We start from the raw sequence: 24,289 nt of genomic DNA on the forward strand, positions 1-24,289 counted from the left end.
GGGCTTTGGGGCGGGGCCTCTCAGCACCGCTTCGCGGACCCCCTCCGTCTCGATGCGTATCCGCATCGATCCACCTCCCCCTAATGGGGAGGTGGCCCTAGTCCTACTTCGGCGCCAGGCCGGTGTTCAGCACCCAGCCGACATTGTCGTTCTCGTCGGCCACTTCCCACCACAGTTCCTGCTTGTTGCCGGTCGGGTAGACGGCGGCGCCGGCGGGCAGGGTGCGGATCAGCTTGCCGGCGGCGGCCGGGGTGGCGCGCAGGGCGATCGGGCGCAGGGCCGCGAAGGTCTTCTGCGGCGCGGCCGCGGCGGCCGGACCGGCTTCCGACAGCAGGCCCAGGTCGCCGATCATCTTCGAATAGGCGTTGATGAACGACAGGGTGACGATGCGGCCGATGTCGGTGTCTTCGTAGCCGCCGCCGACGGCGCCGCCCCAGCCGATGCCGCCGCCGGCGCCCCAGCCGATGTCGTTCTTCACCGCGTAGCCTTCCGACACCGACATGGTCTCGGTGGTGCGGACATTGGTCAGCGACAGGACGGTGTTGGCTTCCAGCTTCTTGGTCTTGATGCCGCCGACCAGGCCGCCGACGCGCCCGCCGATGATGCCGCCGATGGCGCCGGCCACCGCGCCGCCGCCGACATTGCTGTTGCTGCCCGCGACCTCGGCCACCAGCACGTAGTCGGCCGCCTTGACCTGGCCCTGGCCGACGTTGGAGCCGCGCTGCAGGCCCAGGTTGCCGCCGATGTCACGTTCCTTCTGGGCCGCGCCCAGGCCAGCGCCCCGGTCGACCAGGTTGAAGCAATTCGAGCGCTGGACGATGGCGCGCAGCACCTTCTGCGGCGAGGCCAGGTTGTACTGGGTCCAGCCGCTGGAATCGTCGCCGTCGACGATCGACAGCGTGCCCAGCTTGCGGGCGCAATGCGGCACCTCGCCGGAGGCCTGGGTCTGCATCTGTTGGCCCTTGCTGGCCTTGGCCTGGGCTAAGGTCGTGGCCGGCGTCAGGGCGGTAAGCGCCAGGCCCATGGCCAGCGCGCTGCGGATAGCTTTCATACGTTGGTATTCCCCGAATTATCCCCGGACTTGATGGGCGCCACCCTACAGGCGAGGTCCGGTCGCGCCAAGATTGAGCCGTCGGTTACAGCGTGGCAGCCAAAAGTGTGATCGGTTTTGGCGGCCGCCACGCTCTAAATGTTTGAATTAGAGCCTGTTTATCCGTCTCTGATGTTTCCATCAGAGACGGACAGGCTCTACCCCGCGAACCCGCCCTCGTCGAGGAATTCGCGCTCGGCGTCGGTGGTTTTGCGACCAAGGCCGGCGTTGCGATGCGGAAACCGGCCGAACCGGGCGATGATGTCGCGGTGGATCAGGGCGTACTTCATCGACTCCTCGTCGCCGGTGTCGGCCTGCAGGGCGGCGAACAGCTGGACGCTGAACTCCTGGTCGACCAGCGACTCCGAGTGCTCGAACGGCAGGTAGAAGAACGGCCGCAGGTCCGCCTCGATGGCCGGATCGGTGTCGTGGCCGGCGGCGATGGCCTCGTGGGCGAACATCCGCGCCAGCGGGTCGGTGGCGAAGGCGTGCGGGGTGTTGCGGTACATGTTGCGCGGAAACTGATCCAGCAGGATCAGCAGGGCCAGCGACCCCTCGGCCGTTTCGGCCCAGGCGTCATAGCGGCGCATCGAGGCGCGGTAGTGGGTCTGCTCGAACTTCAGGGCGATGGCCGCGTCGAAGGCCTGGTCCTTGGCGAACCACTTGCGGGGACCGGCCTGGCGCCAGAAATGGACGACATCGTTGGGATGCGCGCGCATCGGGGGCCTCCTCAGGCGCTTTTCTTCCGTTCAAGCCCGGTTCATCCGGCGAGTCCGAGACTGCTATCAAGGGACAAGCCCGGGCCGCGCTTCAAGGCCCTTCGGAGCAAGAAATGAAACGTCTGATCACGACCGCCATGCTGCTTTCCCTGCTTGGCGGCGCGGCGGCGGAGGCTGGCGCGGCCGGTGCGGCGGTGGCTATGCGGCAGGCGCAGCGCGAACAACGCGACGACGGCGCCCCGCGCGCCGATCGCGGCGGCGACCGCAGCGACAGGGGTGATCGTGGGGGCGACCGCGGCGGTGATCGCGGTGGCGGTGATCGCGGCGGCTGGAACCGTGGCGGCGGCGAACAGCGTCCGCAGCCTCAACCTCAGCCCCAGGCTCAACCGCAGAACAACGGCGGCGGCTGGGATCGCGGCGACCGTGGGGACCGTGGCGGCGACCGTGGCGATCGCGGCGGCCGTCCGGACTGGAACCGGGGCGGCGAGCGCCCGCAACAGCCTCAGCCGCAGGCCCAGCCCCAACCTCAACCCCAGAACAACGGCGGCAGCGGCTGGAACCGCAACGACGCCCGCGACCGCAGCGGCTGGAACCGCGACGACCGCCGGGGTCCCGACAATCGCGGCCCCGACCGGGGCGGCTGGGACCGCAACGATCGCAACGACAATCGCGGCGGCTGGGATCGCGGTGACCGCCGGCCGGGCCAGGGCCAGTACCGCGATCGCGACCGGGGCCGTCCGCAGTACGACCGCAACCACTATCGCCCCAGTTTCCGGTCCGTTCAGCGCTATCGCGCCCCGGCCTACCGTTATCCGCGCGGCTGGTATGTCCACAGCTGGTCGTTCGGCGACTACCTGCCGGGCGGCTGGTATAGCAGCTCTTATTATCTCGACTGGTGGCGCTTCGACCTGCCGCAGCCGCCGATCGGTTGCGAGTGGGTGCGGGTCGGCGACAACGCCGTCCTGGTCGACGTCTGGAGCGGCCAGGTCCTGAGCGTCTACTACGATCTCTTCTGGTAGGCGGCCTTACAGGGCGTCCTGAGCGGGGCGGGGGAGTGATCCTCCGCCCCGTTTTGTTCGCGCCTCCGCGCAAGCGCCGGACGTGGTTTTCCGGCGCGGTGATGGCGTCCGACCGTGCGAGCGATTAAAACGTGGCCGCCAAGGCCTCGGCATTTCGGCGTTCTGTCGGCTTCACCTTGACGAAACGGCAAAAAAACGCTCAAACGCCCGGCCTTTGTCGCTCCGCCGTTGCGTTGGGCGACCTTGATTGACCAGTCCTGGAGAAAAAACATGCGCGTCTACTACGACCGCGACGCCGACATCGCCCGCATCCTGGACCGGAAGATCGCTATTGTAGGCTACGGCAGCCAAGGCCACGCCCACGCCCTTAACCTTCGTGACTCGGGCGCCAAGAACGTCGCCGTCGCGCTGCGCGCCGGCTCGCCGACCGCCAAGAAGGCCGAGGGCGAAGGCCTGAAGGTCATGACGGTGGCCGAAGCCGCCGCCTGGGCCGATCTGATCATGATCCTGGCGCCCGACGAGCACCAGGCCGCGATCTACAAGAACGAGATCGCTCCGAACATCCGCGACGGCGCGGCCCTGCTGTTCGCTCACGGCCTGAACGTCCACTTCGGCCTGATCGAGCCGAAGGACACCATCGACGTCCTGATGGTCGCCCCGAAGGGCCCCGGCCACACGGTGCGTGGCGAGTACCAGAAGGGCGGCGGCGTTCCCTGCCTGATCGCCGTGCACCACAACGCCACGGGCAACGCCCTCGACCTGGGCCTGGCCTACGCCTCGGCCATCGGCGGCGGCCGCTCGGGCATTATCGAGACCAACTTCCGCGAAGAGTGCGAGACCGACCTGTTCGGCGAGCAGGCCGTCCTGTGCGGCGGCACCGTCGAGCTGGTCCGCGCCGGCTTCGAAGTGCTGGTGGAAGCCGGCTACGCGCCGGAAATGGCCTATTTCGAGTGCCTGCACGAGCTGAAGCTGATCGTCGACCTCATGTACGAGGGCGGCATCGCCAACATGAACTACTCGATCTCGAACACGGCCGAGTACGGCGAGTACGTCACCGGTCCGCGCATCATCACGCCGGAAACCAAGGCCGAGATGAAGCGCGTGCTGGAAGACATCCAGTCGGGCAAGTTCGTCCGTGACTTCATGCTCGAGAACCAAGTGGGCCAGCCCAGCTTCAAGGCGACCCGTCGCCGCTCGGCCGAGCACCAGATCGAGGAAGTCGGCGGCCGCCTGCGCGGCATGATGCCCTGGATCGCCAAGAACAAGCTGGTCGACCAGGCCAAGAACTAAGGCCTCCGGGCCATCCAAGCTTAGTACCCAAGCTTAAATCCCACAGTGAGACGGCGGGTCCCCCAAAGGCCCGCCGTTTTTCGTTTCACGCGCATGTCCAGTGACTCAATTGTAGATTGTTTAAATCTATGATTGAGTGCGGTTGCGCGATTTCGCGCTCAGGGAGGTCAACGCCATGTCGAAGTTGTTCCGCCTCGCCCTCGCTTCGGGCGCCTTGCTTTCCACCCTCTATGTCGAGGCGCCGGCCCAGGCCAAGCCGCCGATCTGCCTGCAGTGGGCCTGGTCCCGCTGCAATCCGCACTACGAGCCGGGCACGCCCGAGTGGGGCGCCTGTATCGACGAGATGGAAGCGGCGTGCGAAGCGACCCAGCCGGGGCCGCCGCCCCACTTCCCGCCCGAGGCGCCGCCGTTCCCCTGGCCGACTCCGCCCACCCCGCCCGGCGACAACTGAGTGTTCAGCCCCGGGCGTCCGCGCCGGGGGCTCTTCATTTGAAGGCGGCGCTCCGGGGGAAGGTCGCCGGTTCACCCCAGCACGAACACTGGCCCCCAGGCCACCTGGTAGCGGTGCTCGCCCGAGGAGAGGTGCGGGCGCAGCTGCCAGGCTCCGGGCTGCAGCACGTTGGGCGAGCGGCCCTCGACATAGGTCGTGGTCAGCACCTCGCCGCCGGGTTCGGAGACCGAGAACTGGCGGATCGCCGGGGCGGCGTTCGAGAGGGCGCGGGCGATCTCGTCCACGGCGCGGACGCGCAGCGGGGCGGGGCCGGCCAGGCGCGCGGCGACCTCGGCATAGGCCCCGACGGCGATCACGCGCGGGCCCTGGCGCAGCACGCCGTAGCCCACATGGGTGAAACCCGGCGCCAGCAGGTTGGCGCGGTGGCCGGGACTGGTGCGCCACTGGCCCATGATCTGGTCCGCCGTCACCGCGCCGGAGGCGTTGAGACGCATGGCGATGTTCTCGCCCGGCGCGCCGACCAGGTCGCGGGCCAGCAGGCCGACGCGGCTGGCTGGCGAATAGCCCTCGTGGGTCACATGGTCGAACACCTCGGTCCGCGCCATGTCGGCGGCGTGGGCGCGGGCGGCCAGGCACAGGCCCCGATCCCACGCCAGCGGGGCCGGCCCCTGGCGGCGGCGGAAGATGTTGTTGAGGTCCAGCAGGGTCTCTTCGAAGTCCGGATCGAAGTCGCCCCCGGGCGGATCGTCCAGCAGGCCGCGCAGGCGGCGCTCATAGGCGATCCAGGGCTGGGGCGGGGCGGCCCAGAGGCGCGTCGAGACAGACGTGGAGGCCAGGGCCGCGCCACCGGCCAGCAGGGTTCTTCGCGCGATCAACTTCATTCCGTCGTCCAGTAGACATTGACACCGTCGCCTCGGAACCAGACGTAAGACGCATGCGTCCTGTCCGTTCCCTATGGCTGGCCGGCCCCGAGGCCTGGCTCCCCGACACCGAGACCCACGCGGCCCGGCAGAGAGCGCTCTGCCTGGAAGCCGGCTTCGAGCCCCTGATCCCGGCAGTCCCGCCGCCCAGCCAGGGCGGGGACGAGCTGGAGGCCCGCCAGTTCTACGCCGCCCGCATGGCGCAATTGCGCCAGGCCGACGCGGCGGTGATCAACCTGACGCCGTTCCGAGGCCCCTCGGCCGACACCGCCGCCGTGTTCGAGGCGGGGGTGTTGGCGGGACTGGGCAAGCCGACCTTCGCCTATCTGAATGTCACCAGCGAGGTCCAGGCCGAGTACGTCGCCCGCGTGGACACGATCCTGGGCGCGACCCTGGACGAGACCGGCGTCTGGCGCGACGGCGACGGCTGCGTGATCGAGGACCACGGCCTGCCCGAGACGGTCATGCTGTGGGGCGAGGCCCGCCGCCTGTTCGTGATCGTCACCGCCGACCCGCTGCGCGACCTGACGGGCCTGGAACTGTGCCTGCAGGCCCTGGCGCTGTACGCGGAGTAGGGGCGGGAAGCACGATGGTCGAACACCGGATCTACGCCACCAGCTTCGCCAGCGTGTACCCGATCTATGTCGCCAAGGCCGAGCGCAAGGGCCGCACGCGGGCCGAGGTCGACCGGATCATCCTGTGGCTGACGGGCTTTAGTCCCGAGGCGTTCGAGGCCCAACTGGCTCGCGAGACCGACTTCCGGACGTTCTTCGCGGAGGCCCCCGCGCTGAACCCCGCGCGGGCCGAGATCAAGGGCCTGGTCTGCGGCGTCCGCGTCGAGGCGGTGGCCGAACCGCTGATGCGCGAGATCCGCTACCTGGACAAGCTCATCGACGAACTCGCCAAGGGCAAGGCGATGGAGAAGATCCTGCGGAGGTGAAGGGCGGCTTGGGGTGGATCGCGGACCTTTAGTTTCCTTCTCCCCTTGCGGGAGAAGGTGGCCCGAAGGGCCGGGTGAGGGGTCGAAAGGCTTGTCCGGATAGCGGAGCGCAACCCCTCACCCGACCCGCTTCGCGGGCCACCCTCTCCCGCAAGGGGAGAGGGGGCGAACGCCCGCAACGGGTCGCAAGACGACCCCGGGTCCCGGATCGCGCCCTTGGCGCGTCCGGGATGACACGTTGATTTCGAGCAAAGGTACGGGGATTGAGCGCGCTCTATCCGCGGAATTCGCAAGATCGAAGCGAGATCAATCGCTTGTCGATTCTACACGCCGCTGAATGATCCGCGTTCAGCTTTGTCGCACAATCAACTCGTCCCCGTCGCCGGGGGAGGGCGCCTGGATCCGGCCCGAAGCGGTGATGGGGTAGGCTGAGCGGGGCCGTTCCGTCGCCTCCCCACATGCCTTCAGCGGTCAGCCGCGTGAAGTGGCGGACGCATGGCTCACCAGTCCAGCGCCGCTTCCCCCCGCAGGATCGCCTCGGCCCGCGCCGAGTGCTTGCCGCCCTCGCGGTCGTGCAGGACCAGCGGCGGCAGCAGGACCAGCGGCGCCTTGCCCGTCTTGACCGCCCGGACGATCACCCGCTTGGCCGGGGCGTCGGCGAACGGGGCGATCGGGCGGATCTTGAACGAGCCGGCCTTCGGCGCCAGCAGCGCCAGGATGTCGGCCAGGCGGTCGGCGCGGTGGATCAGGGTGATCGTCCCGCCCTCGCGCACGGCCTTCAGGCAGAAGCTCGTCCAGGCCGAAAGGCCGCCGTCGGCCATCCAGGCGCCGCTCTTGGCCGGGGCGGGGGCGCGCAGGACGGCGGGATCGTCGAAGAAGGGCGGATTGGTCATCACCGCGTCGAACACCGGCAGGGCCAGGGCCCGGAAGCCGGCCTCGACGTCGCCCTCGCGGATCGCGACTCGGTCGGCCAGGCCGTTCAGCGCCGCGTTGCCGGCGGCCAGGGCGGCGGCGGCGGAATCACGCTCCACGCCCTGGAAAAGCGCGTCGGGCCGGCGAGTCGCGGCGGCCAGCAGGGCGCCGCCCACACCGCATCCGGGTTCGAGGACGCGCTGGTCGGGCAGGGCGTCGCAGGCGGCCGCCAGCAGGGCCGCGTCCATGCCGGCCCTGTATCCGTCGGGCTTCTGACGCAGCCGTACGCGGCCGCCCAGAACCCGATCCTCCGTCACCTGTTGGTCGTCCAATGCTTCTAGGCCTTGTGCTCGCCTTGACCGTGACCTATCCCGCCACCATTGTCCCTCGCAACGGTTCGTCCCCGGCTGGCTTTCCGCCGGCCGAGCCGGATAGTAAAGGGGGGCGCCGCAAGGAGACGATGGTTTTGGACGCAGCGACAGCGACCCTCCCCCGGACGTCGGGCTCGGTGGATCGTCTCGTGCGCCTCGCCGAGGCCGACATGAAGGGCGTCAACGCCCTGATCACCGATCGCATGCAGAGCGACGTGCCGATCATCCCGGCCCTGGCCGAGCACCTGATCGCCGCCGGCGGCAAGCGCCTGCGTCCGTTGCTGACCGTGGCCGCCGCGCGCCTGGCCGGGTCGGATAACGATCACTGCCTGAAGCTGGCCGCCGCCGTAGAATTCATCCACACCGCCACCCTGTTGCATGACGACGTCGTCGACGGCAGCCAGCTGCGCCGCGGCAAGGTCGCCGCGCACCTGATCTGGGGCGCGGCCCAGAGCGTGCTCGTGGGCGACTTCCTGTTCGCCCGCGCCTTCGAGCTGATGGTCGAGACCAACTCGATGAAGGCGCTGGAGATCCTGGCCCGCGCCAGCCGCGTCATCGCCGAGGGCGAGGTGCTGCAGCTGATGCGCAGCCACGACCTGAACCTGTCGCAGGCCGTCTATCTGGAGATCATCCAGGCCAAGACCGCCGAGCTGTTCGCCGCCGCCTCGGAGGCCGGCGCGGTCTCGGCCGGGGTCGACACGGCCAAGGCCGAGGCGCTGAAGGCCTATGGCCTGAACCTGGGCCTGGCGTTCCAGCTGGCCGATGACGCCCTCGACTACGGCGGCGCGACCGAGACCCTGGGCAAGAACGCCGGCGACGACTTCCGCGAAGGCAAGGCGACCCTGCCGCTGCTGCTGGCCATCGCCCGCTCGGGGCCGCGCGAGGCCGAGTTCTGGGAGCGCGCCATCGGTCGCCGCGAACAGACCGAGGCCGACTTCCGCCGCGCCCGCGAACTGATCATCGGCACGGGCGCCCTGGACGCCACCCTGGATCTGGCCGCCGACTACGCCGACAGGGCCAAGACGGCGCTGGCGATCTTCCCGGCCAACGACTGGCGGGGCGCGCTGGAAGAGCTGGCCGACTTCGCGGTCAGCCGCCGGGCCTAAAGGCCGACGCCGCGTCGAGCGGGGCGGTGAATTCGGCGTAATCCGCGCCGTCCGGCCTTCACAGCGCGGCGAGACCGGGCCACCTACGCATCGTGAGGCCATCGGGCCTTCCTAGAGGGCAAGGCCGTGATCCGTTTCATCCTGAACGTTCTGTGGTTCGTCTGCGGCGGTCTGGTCACCGGCCTGGGCTGGTTGCTGGCCGGCGTGCTGCTGGCCATCACCATCGTGGGCCTGCCCTATGCCGGCGCGGCCTTCCGGATCGCCGGCTTCGCTTTCTGGCCGTTCGGCAAGGAGATCGTCCACCGCGAGATCCTGGGCCGATCGGACATCGGCACGGGCCCGCTGGGGACCGTGCTGAACGTGATCTGGTTTATCCTGGCCGGCTGGTGGCTGGCCTTGGGGCACGTGGTCGTCGCCGTCGCCGAGGCCATCTCGATCATCGGCATCCCGTTCGCGATCAAGGACCTGCAGCTGGCCTACATCGCCCTGGCCCCGATCGGCCGCGACGTGGTGCGGCGCTAGCGCCGCAGGACGTGCGTCCACGGCCCGCTGCTGTCGGGGCAGAATCCTTGAGCTTCCCAGAAGGGCTGGGCGATGGCCGAGGCCTGGGCGTTGACCGTCAGCAGGTCCACGCTGTCGAAACCCTCGTGGATCAGGGCCGAGGCGAGGGCGGTGGCGACGCCGCGGCGGCGCATCGCCGGGCGGACGTAGAAGCGGCGCAGGCGGCGCGCGGGCCCAAAGCCTAGGGAGGCGGCGGCGGGTTCGACGGTCATGCCGCCGATCCCCGCCAGTTCTCCGGCCAGGAAGGCGACGAGGAGCGCCTCGCCGTCGTCCTGGAAGCATGCGCCCTTCGACCAGCCGTCAGCCAGCAGGGCCATGTTGCGCACGCCTTCGCCGGAGGCCTCGGCGACGAGGTCGTCGAAGCCGTCCGGCAGTTCGTCGAACAGACGAACCAGCTGGAGCATCAGCCCGGCGACACCATCTTCTCCGGGCGGACGTACTGGTCGAACTCTTCGTTCGTCAGATAGCCGCCGCCGACGGTTTCCTCGCGCAGCGTGGTGCCGTTCTTGTGGGCCGTCTTGGCGATCTTGGCGCAGATGTCGTAGCCGAGGCGGCCGTTCAGGGCCGTGACCAGCATCAGGCTGTTCTCGACGCCCTTCTTGATGTTGTCGATGCGCGGCTCGATGCCGACCACGCAGTTGTCGGTGAAGCTGATCGCCGCGTCGGCCAGCAGGCGGACCGACTGCAGGAAGTTGTAGGCCATCACCGGGTTGAAGACGTTCAGCTCGAAGTGGCCCTGGCTGCCGGCGAAGGTCAGGGCGGCGTGGTTGCCGAACACCTGGACGCAGACCTGGGTCAGGGCTTCGCACTGGGTCGGGTTGACCTTGCCGGGCATGATCGAGCTGCCCGGCTCGTTCTCCGGCAGGGACAGCTCGCCGAGGCCGGCGCGCGGGCCCGAGCCCAGGAAGCGGATGTCGTTGGCGATCTTGAACAGGCTGGCGGCCACCGTGTTGATGGCGCCGTGCGAGAACACCATGGCGTCGTGGGCGGCCAGGGCCTCGAACTTGTTCGGGGCGGTGGTGAACTCCAGGCCGGTGATCGCGGCGATGGCCTCGGCCACGCCCTCGGCGAAGCCGATCGGGGCGTTCAGGCCGGTGCCGACGGCGGTGCCGCCCTGGGCCAGCTGCATCAGCTTGGGCAGGGTGCTCTCGATGCGCTCGATGCCGTTGGCGACCTGCTGGGTGTAGCCGCCGAACTCCTGGCCCAGGGTCAGCGGGGTGGCGTCCTGGGTGTGGGTGCGGCCGATCTTGATGATGTCTGCCCAGGCCTTGGTCTTGGCTTCCAGGGCCGCGTGCAGGTGCTTCAGAGCCGGCAGCAGGTCATGGACGATCTGTTCAGCGCAGGCCACGTGCATGGCCGTCGGATAGGTGTCGTTCGACGACTGGCTCATATTGACGTGGTCGTTCGGGTGGACGGGCTTCTTGCTGCCCATCACGCCGCCCAGGATCTCGATCGCGCGGTTCGAGATCACCTCGTTGGCGTTCATGTTCGACTGGGTGCCCGAGCCCGTCTGCCAGACGACCAGCGGGAAGTGGTCGTTCAGCTTGCCGTCGATGACCTCGTTGGCGGCCTGGACGATGGCGTCCTTCAGGCCGGCGTCCAGCTTGCCGAGCTTGAAATTGGTCTCGGCGGCGGCGCGCTTGACGATGCCCAGGGCCCGGACGACGGGAAGAGGTTGCTTCTCCCAGCCGATCTTGAAGTTGCCCAGGCTGCGCTGGGCTTGCGCGCCCCAGTAGCGGTCGGCGGCGACTTCGATGGGGCCGAAGGTATCGGTCTCGGTGCGCGTGGCGGTCATGCGGCGATCTCCGGAAAAACGGTCGAGCGCGGTCTAGACCTTGAGCGGCGGGAGGGCAATGTTCGCAAGCGCGAAGGAGACCCAGATGAATGCGTACGTGGCCCTGCCGCGCTCGATCAACACCGGCAAGCGCAAGGTGCTGAAGGAGGATCTTTTGGGCGTCGCCCAGGACCTCGGCTTCAAGGAGGCCCGGACTTACCTGGCCAGCGGCAACCTCGTGCTCTGGGGCGACCAGCCTGGCGGCGTGGCGCTGGAAGGCAGGCTCGAGGACGCCCTGGAGGCCAGGATGGGCCTGCGCACCGATTTCATGGTCCGTTCGGCGGCCCAGTTGAAAGTGATCATCGACGGCAATCCCTTTGCGGCCGAGGCGCTGGACCATCCCAGCCACGTCATCGTCAACTTCCTGAAGTCGCCGCTTCCGGACGAGGACGAAACGATCCTGCGCGCCGCGGTTTCCGGGCCGGAGCGCTTTGCGGTCGGCGCCTGCGAGCTCTATCTGGATTTTCCGATCAGCATCGCCGACTCGGTGTTGGATCGGGACTGGAAGAAGACCAAGCGTTCGCCCGTCGGCACCACGCGCAATTGGAACACGGTGATGGCCTTGGCCGGGATGATGGGCGGGTGACCCAGGTTTTAGACGGCGCCGACTGGACCCACCACGGCAAGGTCCGCGCCCGCGAGGCTGGGGGGGAGCTGACCCTCGTGGTCGACGGCCTGACCACCCAGGGCAAGTACTACAAGCCGCTGATCTACGAGTTCTTCCGCAAGTCCTGGCGTGGCTCGCGCCCAGCGTGGGGCGAGTTCAGCGTCGAGATCGGCATGGAATATGTCGGTGAGCCGCCGTGGATGGACCTGGACAACCTGGCCAAGGCCCTGCTGGACGCAATCAAGGGCTATGCCTTCCATGACGACGCCCAGGTCGCCCGGCTGCTGGTCGAGCGCCGGCCGGGCGAGCGCGAGCGGATCGTCATCCAGGTGCGGAAACTGGACACGAACCGCATGCGCCGTACGCTTGAGGGCTGAGCCGATCCCGGCCGGTCAGCTCCAGGGCAGCAGATAGCCCCAGAGGCCTAGCAAAACCGCCAGGAACACGAACAGCAGGGCGGTGAAGGTGAAGGCCACCTTGCGCCAGCCGCTCCAGCTATCGACCCGACGTCCGCCGCGCCAGACCATCGGCAGGGCGCCCAGGGTCAGGACGCTCAGCACCGCCGCGACCAGGGCGCAGGCCGAACCGCTGAGCAGCCAACCGCTGGGCCAGCCGAAGAAGACGTTGGTCTGGTCGGTCGCCTTGGCGGCGAACACGCCCATGCAGGCGGCCGAGATCAGCCACAGCACAGCCTGCATGGTCTGCATCTGGCTGGCGCGGGCCTGGACCGGGGTCTGGCGAGCCTCGCGGCGGTTGCGGACCATCGCGCCCAGGATCGTGGCGGCGCTGGCCAGGCCGGCGATCGCCGCCGTCCAGGTCAGCAGGCTGGCCGAGCGGAAGAAGCCGATCCGCTCGTAGGTGGACCAGCCGCGCGCGGCGTAGAAGCGCGAAGGGCGGTCACCATTTTGATCGAAGACCAGGGTCAGCGGGCTGTCGACGGCCTTGAACACGCCAGGACGGTCCGTGCCGTTGAACAGGGCGCCGACGCCGCCTTCGATGATGCTGAGGCGGCCATCGGGCGTGGCCCGCACCGCCGCGCGGCCGATGATGCGGTTGGTGAAGCCCTCCAGCCCGCCATAGGCCCGGCGGGTGGTCAGATAGTCGCCCTCGTAGGCGCGGGCCTGGTCATAGGTCAGGGTGCTGGCGGGCGGCACGGCGGGGGCGTCGGCGTAGAAATGCTCGATGATCGTCGAGGGCAGGGTGGCGGGCAGATTCGCGCCGCTGTCGGTGTTGGCCGAGACGAAGATGCCCAGGCCCAGGTCCGGAACGATCACCAGGTTCGAGTGGAAGTACAGGGTGGCGCCGCCATGGCCGAAACCGCGCCGGCCGCCGGGCAGGGCGATGTCCATAAAGCCGGCGTTCCAGCCGGCCGCCTCGGGCGCGGGCCGGTACATCGGCGTGCGGAAGGCCAGGGCGGTCTTTGGCGAGAAGATGGTCCTGCCGTTGAGGGTGCCGCCGTTCAGCAGCAGGGTCATGTAGCGGGCCATGTCGCCGGCGGTGCTGGAGGCCGAGGCGGCGGGCGCGATCTGGCCCATGAACTCGCGGGGGCGGGTTTTCCAGCCCATCGGTGTCCACGAGAAGCCGTCCGACAGCTCGGCGGCCAGCGCCTCGTTCATCGGCGCGGGCAGCCGGTCGTTCCACGGGCGGGCTTCGCGGAAGGTCGTGTGGGTCATGCCGGCCGGCAGGATGATCTCCTCGCTGACCAGCTGCTCGTAGGGCTTGCCGACGACGTTGGCGACCGCCGCACCGGCCAGGGCCGCGCCGTAGTTGGAATAGCTGGGCAACAGGCCCGGCTCGCGCACCCGGCGCGGACGTTCCTGGCGCAGATAGTCGTTGAGCGGCCGCACGCGGTTCGGATCGCGCTCGAACAGCTGGCCCAGCGCGCGGTCCTCGAAACCGCCCGTGTGGGTCATCAGGTCCTGCAGGCGCACCGGCGTCTTCTTGCCCTGGTCCTTCAACTGCAGAGGCTCGGGCAGGTAGAGGTTGACCGGGCCGTCCAGGCGCATGCGACCGGCCTCGATCTCGTTCATCAGGGCGATCCAGGTGAACGTCTTGGAGATCGAGGCGACCCGGAACAGGGTCTTGTCGGGATCGACGGGCCTGCGCTGGTCAAGGTTGGCGAAGCCGTAGCCCTTCTTCAGCACGACCTGGCCGTTCTGGACCACCGACAGGGTGACGCCGGCGATGTGGTCGCGACTCATGGCGCGGCGGACGACGCCGTCGACGAAGGCTTCCAGCTGCGGCCCGGGCAGGGGCGCAGCGGCGGCCAGGACGGGCGCCGGCGTGGCGGCGGTCGGCGCCGGAGCCTGTGCGGCGGCGGGCGCGGGCGTCGCGGGCGTCGCCGCGGCGACGGGACGGGCCGCCGGCCGAGTCCGGCGCGGACGCAGGCTGTTATAGGGGCGCGGCGCGGAATTCAGGACCGGCTCGGCGGGCGGTTCGGACGCGGCGGGCGGCGGCGAAGCGTCCTGCGCCCGCGCCTCCGGTCCCCCCCAGGACCAAAGTGCGATGAAGGCCGCCGCGAAGGCGGCTGCGGACGAAACGCGCAACGTCAACGATGTCCCCTGGGTGAAGCGGAAAACTTCCAGGGTTTTGTGTAGCGCGCTGGCGGCCAGGGTCAAACCCGATCACCGATCAAGGCGTCGAAGCCTTGGCGCGATCGAAGGCGTATAGCGGCAGGATCGGCCGCAGGGCGGCGCCGATCCACACCTGGGGTTCGGACGCGGGTTCAGCGCCGGTCTCCTTCTCCTTGCGCGCCACGCAGGCCTGGACGCCGGTTCCCAGGGCCGCGAAGTCGCGGGCGCTGGGGATGGTGGAGAGGAAGCAGTCGTCGAAATACGGGTATTTGTCGTCCTCGCCGCAGCCGAACGAGGCCCGGTCGGGGCGGGCGGCGGTCAGGACCAGGCGGTCGCTCTTCTGCAGCGGCGGAATGAACACGCCCGAAAAACAGGCGGAGATCACCACCACGCTGGGACGTCCGGGGCAGGCGTCGTTCAGCATGGCGGCCAGCAGGTGGGGGCGCAGCACGTCCTCGCCGAGAATCGCCCCCTCGGGGCTGCCGTGCGAGCTGATGTAGAATAGGCAGCCGGCCTTGGCCGTCTGGGCTCGGATCCGCAGGGCGTCATAGATGGCGCGGGCGTCGGCGCGGCCGGGCGAATCGACGGGATAGCGTTCGGGGCGCACCGAGAACTGCTGGACCGCCGCCTTGTCGAAGCCCAGCGCGACCAGCGCCTTGGAGACGTCGCGGCGGGCGTTGTCGAAGGCCTCGGTCGGGCCGCCGGAATGGGCGTGGAAGTCGCCGGCCACCACCACGGCCGTCCAGTTGGAGAATGGGCCGGCGGCGCGCGCGAGCTGCGGCGGCGTGAAGAGCAAAGCCAGAAGTCCGATGACCGCCGCCGCTCTCCGCATGGCTCCGACCTTTCTCTGAAAAAGGGCCTTATTTCTTCTTGAAGCTGGCGAAGGGCGTCGGGATCGCCGTGCCTGTGGACTTGGCCAGTAGTCGTCCCTCGGCGTCGTAGAGCTCGCCCTCCATGAAGCAGACCGTGCGGCCCCACTTCACGACGCGGCCCACGCCGCGCAGCGCGCCGGGCATGGCGGGACGCAGGAAGCTGGTCTTCATCTCCAGGGTGGGGACGACATGGGTCATGCCCGATGTGACCAGACCGGCCACCGACATGCACTCGTCCAGCATGGCGCAGACATATCCGCCCTGGATCTGCCCCATCGGGTTGCAGAGCAGCTCGGCGCGCGCCGTGAAACCGACCTCGATCTCGCGATCGGCCTGGCGCACGGCCAGCAGTTCGAAGCCCAGGGTCTGGGATCCGGTCGGCTGGTTCCTGGATGCGCGGAAGCGCGCGAGGATCGCCTCGTCGCTCAGGGTCTGGGGAGCGTCCGAGGCGATGTCGCTCATTTTTTCCGGAACTGGTCCAGGGAAACGATCTTGGGACCCTCGTCGCCCGCCGGGGCGGGGGCCTTGGCCTCGGGTTCGGCTTCAGGCTCCGGCTCGTCCTCGATGACCTCGGGAGCGGCGAACTGCAGGGCGAACTGCACCGACGGGTCGTAGAAGCGGGTCACCGCCGCGTAGGGCACCGACAGGCGCTTGGGCTGACCGCCGAACTTCAGCGTGACCGAGAAGAAGGCGTCGCCCGGCGCGAGGTCCCAATACTGATGCTGCAGGACGATGGTCATCTCGTCCGGGTACTTGCCCAGCAGGTCCTGCGGACCCGACACGCCGGCCGCCTTGGTCTTGAAGGTGATGTACAGGTGATGCGGCTCGGGCAGGCCGCCCGGAGCGGCGGCCTTCTTCAGGGCCGCCTTGACCACGCCGCGCAGGGCGTCCTGGGCCATGGCCTCGTATTGCATGAGGTCTTCGGGCGGTGGGGTCTGGGACATGCGCTGGGGTCGATACTTCGAACTGAAAAACGAAGCCGGGAACGTAGCGCGTTGGAGGCTTCCCGCAAAGCGGGCGCCTGCGGAATCCGGAGAGCTGCAATCGATGGCGTGGCGATGTAGGGGTAAAGTGGAGGGATTCTGTTGGCAGGCTCCCTCCGGGCCCCGCCTAGGGATCTGAACCCCTAGGACTTAAGAGGCGAATTCACCTGCACCGCATTACGCGGCGACGGCGAACTCTTCAGCGAAGTTATCGTTCGCATTTAGAAAAATGACCCGAAACGGTGGATCAAGCCGAGGGAAAGCAGACACCTTTACACGTCTGTCGATGCTGATCGGCCCCATGCAGTCCCATGATAACTTGGGAGAGATTTGGTGGAGCCGCCGGGAATCGCACCCGGGTCCAGTCCGCTTATTACGTGCGCGTTTATCCCCATAGTTCGGCCGAAGCCGGACAATCACAATATAGGGGCTTCGACCTCGGTATGGAAGGCCGGGTGTTCGACTGTCCCCAGGCTGAGGCGGCCGTTGGACAGGGTGCCGCTGACGACCGCGCCGTGGTCCTCGAACAGCTTCAGGGTTTCGCCGACCAGCACATACACGCCGGTGAACACATCGGCGAAGTCGTCGCGGGTCTCGATGAAGCGGCCGTCGGCGCGCAGCTCCAGGCAGATGTGGCCGTCGGGCGAGGTCCAGACGCCGGCGACGGGGATGTGGGGAACGATGGCGGACATCATCATCGGGCGATGCTCCCAATCTGGAAGTTTTGGGTCTGGGTGGCCGGGGCGGGCGAGGCGGAGGGGAGCGCGGCGGTCGCGGCGGTCAGCGCGGCCGTGCCGCCCAGCAGGACGGCGACGAACCAGCGCGGAGCCGTCACGCCGCGTCGGGGCGTGTAGCGTCTCATCACGAGCTCTGATTTTGGGAGTTGCCGCGTCGGAGAGCGGAACGAGGCCACTATGGGGCATGGGGGCGTCCAGCCGGTAGACCGATGCTCCGACATGATTGCACGATCCTCCGGAACCGAACGGCGTCACGTGACGGAGGATCGTGCAAGGCCTACAAATGGCTCTGTTCCAACAAGAGAAATCCCATGAGCACGCGCGAGGCGCTGGCCGCCCTGATTGAACGATTCGCACCGGACGAAGGGCCGGTCGACACCTGCTGCCCCAGGGTCAACCTGTACCGCGTGCATGCGCCCAGCGAGCCCATGCACGCCGTGCACGACCCGTCCTTCTGCGTGCTGGCCCAGGGGCGCAAGCGCGTGCTGGTCGGCGACACCGTCCACGAATACGACGACGTGAACTTCTTCCTGTCGTCGATCGACGTGCCGGTGGCGGGGCAGGTGATCGAGGCCTCGGTGGAGAAGCCGTACCTGGCCTTCCGCATCGTCCTGGACGCCAACCTGATCAGCGAGATGATGATGGAGTGCGGCCTGGTCGCACGCCTCGACGCCGCCGCGCCGCTGGTCGGCGGCATGTCGGCGGGGGCGATGACCCCGCAGTTGTTCGATGCCGCCTGCCGGATGGTCAGCCTTATGGACTGCCCCGAGGACGCGCCGATCCTGGCCCCGCTGATCGAGCGCGAGATCCTCTATCGCCTGCTGACCGGCCCGCAGGGGCCGCGCCTGGCCCAGATCGCCCGCCGCGACGGCCGTCTGCGCCAGGTCAACCGGGCCATCGGCTGGATCAAGCGCAACTTCGACCAGCCGTTCAGCATCGACGCCGTCGCCGAGGAGGCGCGGATGAGCGCCTCGGCCCTGCACCAGCACTTCAAGGCGGTGACCTCGCTGTCGCCGCTGCAGTACCAGAAGCAGATCCGCCTGCAGGAGGCGCGGCGACTGATCCTGGTCCAACGGCTGGACGCCGCCACGGCCGGCCACACGGTCGGCTATGACAGCGCCTCGCAGTTCAGCCGCGAATACGCTCGGCTGTTCGGCGCGCCGCCGCTTCGAGACGTGGCGCGCCTGCGGGAACAGCCCGAGCAGATGGCCGGCGCCTAGGCGCTAGGGCAGGGCCGACCAGGGCACGGTCACCTTGGCGTCACCCTGACCCCAGAAGCTGACGGTCTGGGCGTTGGAGTCCACGGTGATCTTGTAGACGTAGCGCGCGCCGTTCTGGGTGTTGTTGGCCAGCACCTGGTTGTTGGGACCATAGGTGACGACGCCGTAGGAGACTCGGTTGTCGATGAAGCTGAAGGCCCAGGTCGTGTGGCCCTTGTACTGCACCACCGGGCAGGTTGGGCTGGACTCCAGCGTGTTCGGCCCCTTCAGGCAGGTGACCTTCAGGCCGCCCGGAACGGGCGGAGGCGCGTTGGCCGGAACCTGGGCCACCTGCGGCGCGGCGCTGGGCAGGCTGCTCCAGGCGACGTCGACCTTGGCGTTGGCCTGGCCCCAGACGCTGACGGTCTGCGAAGCCGGATCGACCGTCATCTTGTAGACGTATCGGGCGCCGTCGCGGGTCGTATTCTTGATGAGATTGGCCTGGCCGTCGAACGTGGCGATCCCGTAGGACACCCGGTTGTCGATGAAGCTGAAGGCCCAGGTGTAAAGGCCCTGATACTGGATCACGGGGCAGGTGGGGCTGGACTGCAGGCTGTCGGGGCCCACCAGGCAGGTGACCTTCATGCCCGCGGGCGGCGGTGGAGCGCCGGTCGCCGGGATTTGAATGATGGTCGGCGTGGACTGGGCCCAGCCCGTCGTGGGCGCGAGGATGGCGCACAGCGCGCCGGCCCCGATCAGAGTGGTCTTCAACGCACGGGTGACTGCGATACGCGTGGTCATGGCGTCCCTCCCAGGATCGATGGTGGCGGGAAGATAACGCCGTTACGCGAATAAAACTGTGAGCTGTATCACATTAGAATTCTAGCGAGGGTCGTCGCCGTCCGCGGTGGCCTCGTCCGGCGCTACGGGGACGGCGGGCGGCTGGGGACGACTGGAGTCCCCGGCCTTCAGAACGCCGCCGCTGGCCAGCAGATCGTCATAGGCTCTCTGCTGGCGGGAAAAGTCCGCGCCCCTGGGCAGGACGGCGTCGAAGCGTGGATCGCGGCCGACCGCCGCGCCGACCGCCGCCGCCAGGATCCGCGCGATCGAACCGACCTCGGCGTCGTCGCAGGCGCGGCGCAGGTGGCGGGCCTGGCCGGGGACCAGCAGGGTGACGTCCCACGAGACGCCGTCGACGCACAGGGCCGAGACCGCCCCGCCGCCATAGTCGACGATGACCGAGCGCGGCTGGCTCCAGGCGGGGTCGGCGACAAGGGCCCTGAGCGGCGGGATCTGGACCCCGGCCAGCTCGGCGTCGATGTCGACCCGGCGGCCGATCTCGGGCGTACAGCAGCCCAGGCCCGCGCGGGCCTGGACGAAGGCGCGGCCGTCGCGGCGCAGGGTGGCGCGAATGACGGCCTGGCGCACGCCGCGCGCGGGCCGGGCCCAGACCTCGACGATCAGCTCGCCCCTGCGCAGCACCTGGCTTTGCAGCGGCTGCAGGCCCCAGAGGCGGTAGAGCAGGGGCTCGACACCGTTGTCGATCGGAATGGGGCGCTCATCGCGGGCCGGCCGGCGATTGTACAGCGGCTCGGCTTCGGACGGCGGGCGGGGAACCTCGGGCGACCACCAGGTCGCCGGGTCAGGATAGGGCGAGGGCGGCGTGGCCTGCTGACTGGCGGCGAGGACGAGGCCCGCGATCAGTCCGGTCAGGCCGCTCATCGCCCAGCTCCCTTACATGCCTTCGACGCCCCGCTCGATGGAAAGGACGCCCGTGCGGGAAAGTTCCACCAGGCCCAGGGGGCGCATCAGGTCCAGGAACTTGTCGATCTTGGACGGCGCGCCCGAGATTTCGAACACGAAGCTTTCCAGCGTGGTGTCGACCGGCTTGGCCCGGAAGATGTCGGCGACGCGCAGGGCCTCGACGCGATCGGCGCCCGAGCCGCGCACCTTGACCAGGGCCAGCTCGCGCTCGACGCCGTTGGGGTCGCGGGTCACGTCGTGCACGCGGCGGACGTTGACGACCTTGTTCAGCTGGGCCTCGATCTGGTCCAGCACCTGGCGAGTGCCGCGCGTCACCACGGTGATGCGGCTGGTGTGGGCCTTGCGGTCGGTCTCGGCGACCGTGAGGCTCTCGATGTTGTAGCCCCGCGCGGCGAACAGCCCGACGATGCGGTGCAGGACGCCGGGCTCGTTGTCGACGAGGAGGGCGAAGGTGGCGGTCTGCTCGGCCTGGCCCGTGGGGCTGAGGTCGTAGGCCGAGGCGGGAGCGGGTTGGACGTTGGCGGTCATGGATCGCTTCTATGCCAAAGGGATGGTGGAGGGCGAGGGCCTTAGACCAGCCCCGCGCCATCCTCGCCGATGACGTTACCGATGTCCTCGACCTCGCCCATGATCATCTCGTTGTGGGCCTTGCCCGAGGGGATCATCGGCAGGCAGTTCTCGTGCTTCTCGACGCGGCAGTCGAAGATCACCGGCTTGTCGCTGTTGATCATCTCCAGGATCTTGCCGTCCAGCTCGGCCGGGTCGTCGCAGCGGATGCCGTGGGCGCCGTAGGCCTCGGCCAGCTTCACGAAGTCGGGCAGGCTGTCCGAATACGAGTGGCTGTAGCGCTCGCCGTGCAGCAGCTGCTGCCACTGGCGGACCATGCCCATCCATTCGTTGTTCAGGATGAAGATCTTGACCGGCAGGTCGAACTGGATCGCCGTCGACAGCTCCTGGATGCACATCTGGATCGAGGCTTCGCCGGCGATGTCGACGACCAGGCTCTTGGGGTGCGCCAGCTGCACGCCCAAGGCGGCGGGCAGGCCGTAGCCCATGGTGCCCAGGCCGCCGGAGGTCATCCAGCGGTTCGGCTCCTCGAAGCGGAAGAACTGCGCGGCCCACATCTGGTGCTGGCCGACTTCGGTCGTGATGTAGACGTCCTTGTCCTTGGTCAGCTCGTACAGGCGCTCGATGGCGTACTGCGGCTTGATGACCGTGTCCGAGCGTCGATAGTTCAGGCACTGGCGGGCGCGCCACTGGTCGATCTGGGCCCACCAGTCCGACAGGGCGGCCTTGTTGGGCTGGTGGCCGCCGGCCTTCCAGGCGGCGATCAGGTCTTCCAGCACGCTGCCGGCGTCGCCGACGATCGGCAGGTCGACGCGGACGTTCTTGTTGATCGACGAGGCGTCGATGTCGATGTGGATCTTCTTGCTGCCCGGCGAGAAGGCGTCCAGGCGCCCGGTGACGCGGTCGTCGAAGCGGGCGCCGACGCAGATCATCACGTCGCAGTCGTGCATGGCGTTGTTGGCTTCGAACGTGCCGTGCATGCCCAGCATGCCCAGCCACGCCGGATCCGCCGCCGGGAAGGCGCCCAGGCCCATCAGGGTCGAGGTGACCGGCGCGCCGGTCAGGGCCGCGAACTCGCGCAGGGCTTGGCTGGCCTTGGGGCCGGCGTTGATGACGCCGCCGCCGGTGTAGAAGATCGGCCGCCGCGCGCCCGCGATCATCCTGGCCGCCTCGGCGATGCGACTGGCGTCGCCCTTGGTCTTTGGCGCATAGGCGTGGCTCGAGGCGACCTCGGTCGGGCCGTAATATTCGCCCTTGGCGAACTGGACGTCCTTGGGGATGTCGATCAGCACCGGACCCGGACGGCCGGTGGTGGCGATCTTGAAGGCCTCGTGGATGATCTGGGGCAGGTCGCGGACGTCTTTGACCAGGTAGTTGTGCTTTGTGCACGAGCGGGTCATGCCGACTGTGTCGGCTTCCTGGAAGGCGTCGGTGCCGATCAGGTGGGTGGGGACCTGGCCAGTGATGACGACCATCGGGATCGAGTCCATCAGGGCGTCCATGATGCCGGTGATGGCGTTGGTCGCGCCGGGGCCCGAGGTGACCAGGACGACGCCCGGCTTGCCCGAGCTGCGGGCGTAGCCCTCGGCGGCGTGGGTCGCGCCCTGCTCGTGGCGGACCAGGATGTGCTGCAGGCGCGGCTCGTGGAACAGCGCGTCGTAGATCGGCAGGACCGCGCCGCCCGGATAGCCGAACAGGACCTCGACGCCCTGATCCACGAGGCCGCGAACCACGATCTCGGCGCCAGTCATGGCGCGATCTGCGGTGTCGGCGGGAGCCTTGCTCTCGATGGTCTGATGGGCGGTCATGGGACGGATCCGATGGGGAAGGGGCGGGAAGCGGGAAAAGGTGAAGCTGGAAAAGAAAAAAGGTCCCGAAGGACCTTTGCGCGCGCGACCGAACTACGTCGTGACTTCTAAGGTCACGCCGCGGACGGCCGCTCCATAAGTACGATCATGGTTTTGCGCACGAGTCTTGCTCCAAAGCTACGGAACGGGTCATGACATGCGCCAGTCGGAGCGTCAAGGCGCGCTTTGCCGCAAGGATGTGCCTTTTCTAGACGGTGTGACCTTACCGGACTTTCACGTGACAGGGGCAGGTTTTCCCTCTCACGGTCGCGCTCCCGCAATCGAGGAGCGTCTCAGTGTTCGGACGGCGTGAATTTCTGGCCGGCGCGGCCGCGTTCGGTCTGGCCGAAAAGGCGTCTGGGGCCGTGCTGTCGGGCGGCGCGGCGGACCAGGCGGTCGACGCCTTCCTCAAGATCCAGCCGTTCCAGGGCGTGGTGCTGATCGGCAGAGCCGGCAAGCCGATCTATTCGCGCGCCGTCGGATCCGCCGACATCGAGGTCGGGAAGCCCGTGACCCTGACCACGCCCTATGTGATCGCCTCGATCTCCAAATGGCTGACCTCGACCGCGCTGCTGAAGCTGGTCGAGGCGGGCAAGCTGGACCTGGATGCGCCGATCTCGACCTGGCTGCCCGACTACCGCGCCGACACCGGAGGCAAGGTCAAGTTGCGTCACCTGATGACCAACATCAGCGGCGTGCCGAACGGCTTCTCGACCTGGACCAAGGCCAATCCGGACCCCGACCTCTTCAAGAAGGCCTTCACGACCGCCGAGGCGGTGAAGCTGTGGTGCTCGGGCGACCTGGCCTTCGAGCCGGGGACGAAATTCGACTACGCGATGACCAACTGGATCATCGTCACCGCGATCGTCGAGACGGTGACGGGCAAGTCTTACGCCCAGGCGATGACCGACCTCCTGATCGGACCCCTGGGCCTTTCGCGCACCACGCCGAGCGACCCGCCGGACATCGCGATCTCTTACCGGACGCTGGAGCCGCTGGTCCGACAGTCCAATGACCGTTTCCCGTTCATGGCCGCCAGTGGCGGTTACGTCAGCACGGCGGGCGACTTGTTGAAGGCGGCGCACGCCGTGTTCGACGGCGGGTTCCTGGCTCCGGCCAGCAAGAAGGCGCTGCTGACGGTGGGCTGGCCGGACCAGGACTACGCCCTGGGCGGCCGGGTGAAGAGCCTGTTCGCCGACGGCCTGCCGCGCGTCTTCGCCTGGGAGACGGGCAGGGCGGCCGGCTATCGCTCGGTGCTGGGCCATCGCTTTGACGACCAGACCACCGTCGTGCTGCTGAACAATACGAGCATCACCCAGAAGGCGATGGACGAGTTCGCCTACAGCCTGTTCGGGACGGTCTAGGCGTCCGGCTGGGCTTCCAGCGTCCGCGCCAGTTGCTCCAGCGCGAAGGCGGCGAAGGCCTGCATGTTGGCGGGGCGCTGATCGCTGCCGGTCTCCAGAGTGGCGCTGACCGAGACCTCTTCACCGACCACGGCCGAGCAGCAATGGCCGGGCGCGTCGCCATAGCGGTTGCCGTCGGGGCCGGCCGCGCCGGTTTCCGACAGCGCCCAGCTGGCCTTCAGGTTCTTGCGGGCCACACGGGCCAGCATCACCGCATAGGGCTCGCTGGCCGAGCGCAGGCCGTCCATGGCCTTTTGCGGGATGTCCATCAGGGTCAGGCGCGCCCGGGCCGTGTAGACGACGGCCCCGCCGACATAGAACTTCGACGCCCCGGGCACGGCCAGCAGGGCCGCCGAGATCAGGCCGCCGGCCGAGGACTCGGCGATGGCCACGGTCTCACCCCGAGCGATCAGGCGCTGGGCGACGCGTTCGGCGAGGGCGTGGAGGTCGGGCATCGGGGCTTCCTTCGGGCTGGTCGGCCCTCTCCATAGGGGCAAGTCGCGAGCCTGCAAACACAGGCTATC

At 68.5% G+C, this 24,289-nt stretch carries 29 protein-coding genes and 1 other RNA gene; 11 read left to right on the forward strand and 19 right to left on the reverse strand.

Annotated features, from left to right (window positions below):
- Nucleotides 1-103: 103 nt before the first annotated feature.
- Together K8940_RS07025 and K8940_RS07030 are read right to left on the reverse strand one after the other, a co-directional pair.
- Nucleotides 104-1,051: an SH3 domain-containing protein gene (locus K8940_RS07025; protein ID WP_223394126.1), complete on the reverse strand. Its 948-nt coding sequence runs from the start codon at nt 1,049-1,051 to the stop codon at nt 104-106.
- A gap of 197 nt (nt 1,052-1,248) precedes the next feature.
- A complete protein-coding gene (locus K8940_RS07030; protein ID WP_223394128.1) occupies nt 1,249-1,809 on the reverse strand; it encodes a DUF924 family protein in 561 nt (186 codons plus the stop codon).
- A 113-nt stretch (nt 1,810-1,922) separates the two neighbouring features.
- Here K8940_RS07030 and K8940_RS07035 point away from each other — a divergent pair, with 113 nt between their 5' ends.
- The 3 genes from K8940_RS07035 (at nt 1,923) to K8940_RS07045 (ending at nt 4,569) form a co-directional block, all read left to right on the forward strand.
- A complete protein-coding gene (locus K8940_RS07035; RefSeq protein WP_223394130.1) occupies nt 1,923-2,828 on the forward strand; it encodes an RcnB family protein in 906 nt (301 codons plus the stop codon).
- A gap of 270 nt (nt 2,829-3,098) precedes the next feature.
- Nucleotides 3,099-4,118, forward strand: coding sequence for a ketol-acid reductoisomerase (ilvC, locus tag K8940_RS07040; RefSeq protein ID WP_223394132.1), 1,020 nt, complete (start codon nt 3,099-3,101; stop codon nt 4,116-4,118).
- A 175-nt stretch (nt 4,119-4,293) separates the two neighbouring features.
- Nucleotides 4,294-4,569 (forward strand): hypothetical protein, encoded by a 276-nt coding sequence (locus tag K8940_RS07045; RefSeq protein ID WP_223394134.1) that lies wholly within the window; start codon nt 4,294-4,296, stop codon nt 4,567-4,569.
- Nucleotides 4,570-4,640: 71 nt separating this feature from the next.
- Here K8940_RS07045 and K8940_RS07050 read toward each other — a convergent pair whose 3' ends face one another.
- Nucleotides 4,641-5,450 carry a CAP domain-containing protein gene (locus K8940_RS07050; RefSeq protein WP_223394136.1) on the reverse strand — a complete coding sequence of 270 codons (810 nt, stop codon included), beginning with the start codon at nt 5,448-5,450 and terminating at the stop codon, nt 4,641-4,643.
- A 53-nt stretch (nt 5,451-5,503) separates the two neighbouring features.
- Between K8940_RS07050 and K8940_RS07055 the strand changes: the two genes are divergently transcribed.
- Complete coding sequence (locus tag K8940_RS07055) at nt 5,504-6,064, forward strand: nucleoside 2-deoxyribosyltransferase (protein ID WP_223394138.1); 561 nt, start codon at nt 5,504-5,506, stop codon at nt 6,062-6,064.
- Between the two features lie 14 nt (nt 6,065-6,078).
- Nucleotides 6,079-6,429 (forward strand): DUF2200 domain-containing protein, encoded by a 351-nt coding sequence (locus K8940_RS07060; protein WP_223394140.1) that lies wholly within the window; start codon nt 6,079-6,081, stop codon nt 6,427-6,429.
- A gap of 500 nt (nt 6,430-6,929) precedes the next feature.
- On the opposite strand, the gene K8940_RS07065 is transcribed toward K8940_RS07060, so the two are convergent.
- Entirely contained in the window at nt 6,930-7,673 is a 744-nt protein-coding gene (locus tag K8940_RS07065) for a tRNA1(Val) (adenine(37)-N6)-methyltransferase (protein ID WP_223394142.1), read from the reverse strand.
- 134 nt (nt 7,674-7,807) lie between these two features.
- On the opposite strand from K8940_RS07065, the gene K8940_RS07070 reads away from it, so the two are divergent.
- A complete protein-coding gene (locus tag K8940_RS07070; protein ID WP_223394144.1) occupies nt 7,808-8,818 on the forward strand; it encodes a polyprenyl synthetase family protein in 1,011 nt (336 codons plus the stop codon).
- Between the two features lie 126 nt (nt 8,819-8,944).
- Complete coding sequence (locus K8940_RS07075) at nt 8,945-9,340, forward strand: YccF domain-containing protein (RefSeq protein WP_223394146.1); 396 nt, start codon at nt 8,945-8,947, stop codon at nt 9,338-9,340.
- Here the strand turns inward: K8940_RS07075 and K8940_RS07080 are convergent.
- Complete coding sequence (locus tag K8940_RS07080; protein WP_223394148.1) at nt 9,337-9,783, reverse strand: GNAT family N-acetyltransferase; 447 nt, start codon at nt 9,781-9,783, stop codon at nt 9,337-9,339. The genes K8940_RS07075 and K8940_RS07080 overlap by 4 nt on opposite strands.
- Nucleotides 9,783-11,174, reverse strand: a complete 1,392-nt coding sequence (fumC, locus tag K8940_RS07085; RefSeq protein WP_223394151.1) for a class II fumarate hydratase — start codon at nt 11,172-11,174, stop codon at nt 9,783-9,785. Before fumC ends, K8940_RS07080 begins: the two co-directional genes overlap by 1 nt.
- 58 nt (nt 11,175-11,232) lie before the next feature.
- On the opposite strand from fumC, the gene K8940_RS07090 reads away from it, so the two are divergent.
- The gene (locus K8940_RS07090) at nt 11,233-11,799 is read left to right on the forward strand and encodes a DUF1697 domain-containing protein (RefSeq protein ID WP_223394153.1); all 567 of its coding nucleotides are present in this window, start codon (nt 11,233-11,235) and stop codon (nt 11,797-11,799) included.
- The gene (locus K8940_RS07095) at nt 11,796-12,197 is read left to right on the forward strand and encodes a RusA family crossover junction endodeoxyribonuclease (protein WP_223394155.1); all 402 of its coding nucleotides are present in this window, start codon (nt 11,796-11,798) and stop codon (nt 12,195-12,197) included. Before K8940_RS07090 ends, K8940_RS07095 begins: the two co-directional genes overlap by 4 nt.
- A gap of 15 nt (nt 12,198-12,212) precedes the next feature.
- Here the strand turns inward: K8940_RS07095 and K8940_RS07100 are convergent, their stop codons facing one another.
- The 7 genes from K8940_RS07100 to K8940_RS07130 form a co-directional block, all read right to left on the reverse strand.
- Nucleotides 12,213-14,372 carry a serine hydrolase domain-containing protein gene (locus K8940_RS07100; RefSeq protein WP_223394157.1) on the reverse strand — a complete coding sequence of 720 codons (2,160 nt, stop codon included), beginning with the start codon at nt 14,370-14,372 and terminating at the stop codon, nt 12,213-12,215.
- 79 nt (nt 14,373-14,451) lie between these two features.
- Nucleotides 14,452-15,225: a C13 family peptidase gene (locus tag K8940_RS07105; protein WP_223394159.1), complete on the reverse strand. Its 774-nt coding sequence runs from the start codon at nt 15,223-15,225 to the stop codon at nt 14,452-14,454.
- Between the two features lie 28 nt (nt 15,226-15,253).
- Nucleotides 15,254-15,727, reverse strand: coding sequence for a PaaI family thioesterase (locus K8940_RS07110; protein ID WP_223394161.1), 474 nt, complete (start codon nt 15,725-15,727; stop codon nt 15,254-15,256).
- Entirely contained in the window at nt 15,724-16,209 is a 486-nt protein-coding gene (locus K8940_RS07115; protein WP_223394163.1) for an SspB family protein, read from the reverse strand. Before K8940_RS07115 ends, K8940_RS07110 begins: the two co-directional genes overlap by 4 nt.
- Nucleotides 16,210-16,335: 126 nt before the next feature.
- Nucleotides 16,336-16,701: a transfer-messenger RNA gene (ssrA, locus tag K8940_RS07120) on the reverse strand.
- Nucleotides 16,665-16,940 carry an Atu4866 domain-containing protein gene (locus tag K8940_RS07125; RefSeq protein ID WP_223394165.1) on the reverse strand — a complete coding sequence of 92 codons (276 nt, stop codon included), beginning with the start codon at nt 16,938-16,940 and terminating at the stop codon, nt 16,665-16,667. The genes ssrA and K8940_RS07125 overlap by 37 nt, the downstream gene beginning before the upstream one ends.
- A 2-nt stretch (nt 16,941-16,942) precedes the next feature.
- Nucleotides 16,943-17,110 carry a hypothetical protein gene (locus K8940_RS07130; protein ID WP_223394167.1) on the reverse strand — a complete coding sequence of 56 codons (168 nt, stop codon included), beginning with the start codon at nt 17,108-17,110 and terminating at the stop codon, nt 16,943-16,945.
- A gap of 186 nt (nt 17,111-17,296) precedes the next feature.
- On the opposite strand from K8940_RS07130, the gene K8940_RS07135 reads away from it, so the two are divergent.
- A complete protein-coding gene (locus K8940_RS07135; protein ID WP_223394169.1) occupies nt 17,297-18,205 on the forward strand; it encodes an AraC family transcriptional regulator in 909 nt (302 codons plus the stop codon).
- 3 nt (nt 18,206-18,208) lie between these two features.
- Here K8940_RS07135 and K8940_RS07140 read toward each other — a convergent pair whose 3' ends face one another.
- From K8940_RS07140 to K8940_RS07160, 5 genes are all read right to left on the reverse strand, one after another.
- The gene (locus K8940_RS07140) at nt 18,209-18,985 is read right to left on the reverse strand and encodes a hypothetical protein (protein WP_223394171.1); all 777 of its coding nucleotides are present in this window, start codon (nt 18,983-18,985) and stop codon (nt 18,209-18,211) included.
- 81 nt (nt 18,986-19,066) lie between these two features.
- Nucleotides 19,067-19,906: a hypothetical protein gene (locus tag K8940_RS07145; protein ID WP_223394173.1), complete on the reverse strand. Its 840-nt coding sequence runs from the start codon at nt 19,904-19,906 to the stop codon at nt 19,067-19,069.
- 12 nt (nt 19,907-19,918) lie between these two features.
- Complete coding sequence (gene ilvN / locus K8940_RS07150; protein WP_223394176.1) at nt 19,919-20,476, reverse strand: acetolactate synthase small subunit; 558 nt, start codon at nt 20,474-20,476, stop codon at nt 19,919-19,921.
- Nucleotides 20,477-20,517: 41 nt separating this feature from the next.
- Entirely contained in the window at nt 20,518-22,323 is a 1,806-nt protein-coding gene (locus K8940_RS07155) for an acetolactate synthase 3 large subunit (RefSeq protein WP_223394178.1), read from the reverse strand.
- A gap of 113 nt (nt 22,324-22,436) precedes the next feature.
- Complete coding sequence (locus K8940_RS07160; protein ID WP_223395793.1) at nt 22,437-22,484, reverse strand: hypothetical protein; 48 nt, start codon at nt 22,482-22,484, stop codon at nt 22,437-22,439.
- Nucleotides 22,485-22,658: 174 nt separating this feature from the next.
- Between K8940_RS07160 and K8940_RS07165 the strand changes: the two genes are divergently transcribed.
- Complete coding sequence (locus K8940_RS07165) at nt 22,659-23,726, forward strand: serine hydrolase domain-containing protein (protein ID WP_223394180.1); 1,068 nt, start codon at nt 22,659-22,661, stop codon at nt 23,724-23,726.
- Here K8940_RS07165 and K8940_RS07170 read toward each other — a convergent pair.
- Entirely contained in the window at nt 23,723-24,220 is a 498-nt protein-coding gene (locus K8940_RS07170) for a CinA family protein (protein ID WP_223394182.1), read from the reverse strand. The two genes, K8940_RS07165 and K8940_RS07170, sit on opposite strands and share 4 nt — an antisense overlap.
- Nucleotides 24,221-24,289: the final 69 nt, after the last annotated feature.

The organism is Caulobacter segnis (genome assembly GCF_019931575.1).
Classification (GTDB): domain Bacteria; phylum Pseudomonadota; class Alphaproteobacteria; order Caulobacterales; family Caulobacteraceae; genus Caulobacter; species Caulobacter segnis_C.

What these genes read in the sequence shown, in the direction of transcription:
- K8940_RS07025 (WP_223394126.1), bottom strand. Translation starts at nt 1,051, where the DNA reads ATGAAAGCTATCCGCAGCGCGCTGGCCATGGGCCTGGCGCTTACCGCC.
- K8940_RS07030 (WP_223394128.1), bottom strand. Translation starts at nt 1,809, where the DNA reads ATGCGCGCGCATCCCAACGATGTCGTCCATTTCTGGCGCCAGGCCGGT.
- K8940_RS07035 (WP_223394130.1), top strand. Translation starts at nt 1,923, where the DNA reads ATGAAACGTCTGATCACGACCGCCATGCTGCTTTCCCTGCTTGGCGGC.
- ilvC (WP_223394132.1), top strand. Translation starts at nt 3,099, where the DNA reads ATGCGCGTCTACTACGACCGCGACGCCGACATCGCCCGCATCCTGGAC.
- K8940_RS07045 (WP_223394134.1), top strand. Translation starts at nt 4,294, where the DNA reads ATGTCGAAGTTGTTCCGCCTCGCCCTCGCTTCGGGCGCCTTGCTTTCC.
- K8940_RS07050 (WP_223394136.1), bottom strand. Translation starts at nt 5,450, where the DNA reads ATGAAGTTGATCGCGCGAAGAACCCTGCTGGCCGGTGGCGCGGCCCTG.
- K8940_RS07055 (WP_223394138.1), top strand. Translation starts at nt 5,504, where the DNA reads ATGCGTCCTGTCCGTTCCCTATGGCTGGCCGGCCCCGAGGCCTGGCTC.
- K8940_RS07060 (WP_223394140.1), top strand. Translation starts at nt 6,079, where the DNA reads ATGGTCGAACACCGGATCTACGCCACCAGCTTCGCCAGCGTGTACCCG.
- K8940_RS07080 (WP_223394148.1), bottom strand. Translation starts at nt 9,783, where the DNA reads ATGCTCCAGCTGGTTCGTCTGTTCGACGAACTGCCGGACGGCTTCGAC.
- fumC (WP_223394151.1), bottom strand. Translation starts at nt 11,174, where the DNA reads ATGACCGCCACGCGCACCGAGACCGATACCTTCGGCCCCATCGAAGTC.
- K8940_RS07090 (WP_223394153.1), top strand. Translation starts at nt 11,233, where the DNA reads ATGTTCGCAAGCGCGAAGGAGACCCAGATGAATGCGTACGTGGCCCTG.
- K8940_RS07105 (WP_223394159.1), bottom strand. Translation starts at nt 15,225, where the DNA reads ATGCGGAGAGCGGCGGCGGTCATCGGACTTCTGGCTTTGCTCTTCACG.
- K8940_RS07110 (WP_223394161.1), bottom strand. Translation starts at nt 15,727, where the DNA reads ATGAGCGACATCGCCTCGGACGCTCCCCAGACCCTGAGCGACGAGGCG.
- K8940_RS07115 (WP_223394163.1), bottom strand. Translation starts at nt 16,209, where the DNA reads ATGTCCCAGACCCCACCGCCCGAAGACCTCATGCAATACGAGGCCATG.
- K8940_RS07125 (WP_223394165.1), bottom strand. Translation starts at nt 16,940, where the DNA reads ATGTCCGCCATCGTTCCCCACATCCCCGTCGCCGGCGTCTGGACCTCG.
- K8940_RS07130 (WP_223394167.1), bottom strand. Translation starts at nt 17,110, where the DNA reads ATGAGACGCTACACGCCCCGACGCGGCGTGACGGCTCCGCGCTGGTTC.
- K8940_RS07135 (WP_223394169.1), top strand. Translation starts at nt 17,297, where the DNA reads ATGAGCACGCGCGAGGCGCTGGCCGCCCTGATTGAACGATTCGCACCG.
- K8940_RS07140 (WP_223394171.1), bottom strand. Translation starts at nt 18,985, where the DNA reads ATGACCACGCGTATCGCAGTCACCCGTGCGTTGAAGACCACTCTGATC.
- K8940_RS07145 (WP_223394173.1), bottom strand. Translation starts at nt 19,906, where the DNA reads ATGAGCGGCCTGACCGGACTGATCGCGGGCCTCGTCCTCGCCGCCAGT.
- ilvN (WP_223394176.1), bottom strand. Translation starts at nt 20,476, where the DNA reads ATGACCGCCAACGTCCAACCCGCTCCCGCCTCGGCCTACGACCTCAGC.
- K8940_RS07155 (WP_223394178.1), bottom strand. Translation starts at nt 22,323, where the DNA reads ATGACCGCCCATCAGACCATCGAGAGCAAGGCTCCCGCCGACACCGCA.
- K8940_RS07170 (WP_223394182.1), bottom strand. Translation starts at nt 24,220, where the DNA reads ATGCCCGACCTCCACGCCCTCGCCGAACGCGTCGCCCAGCGCCTGATC.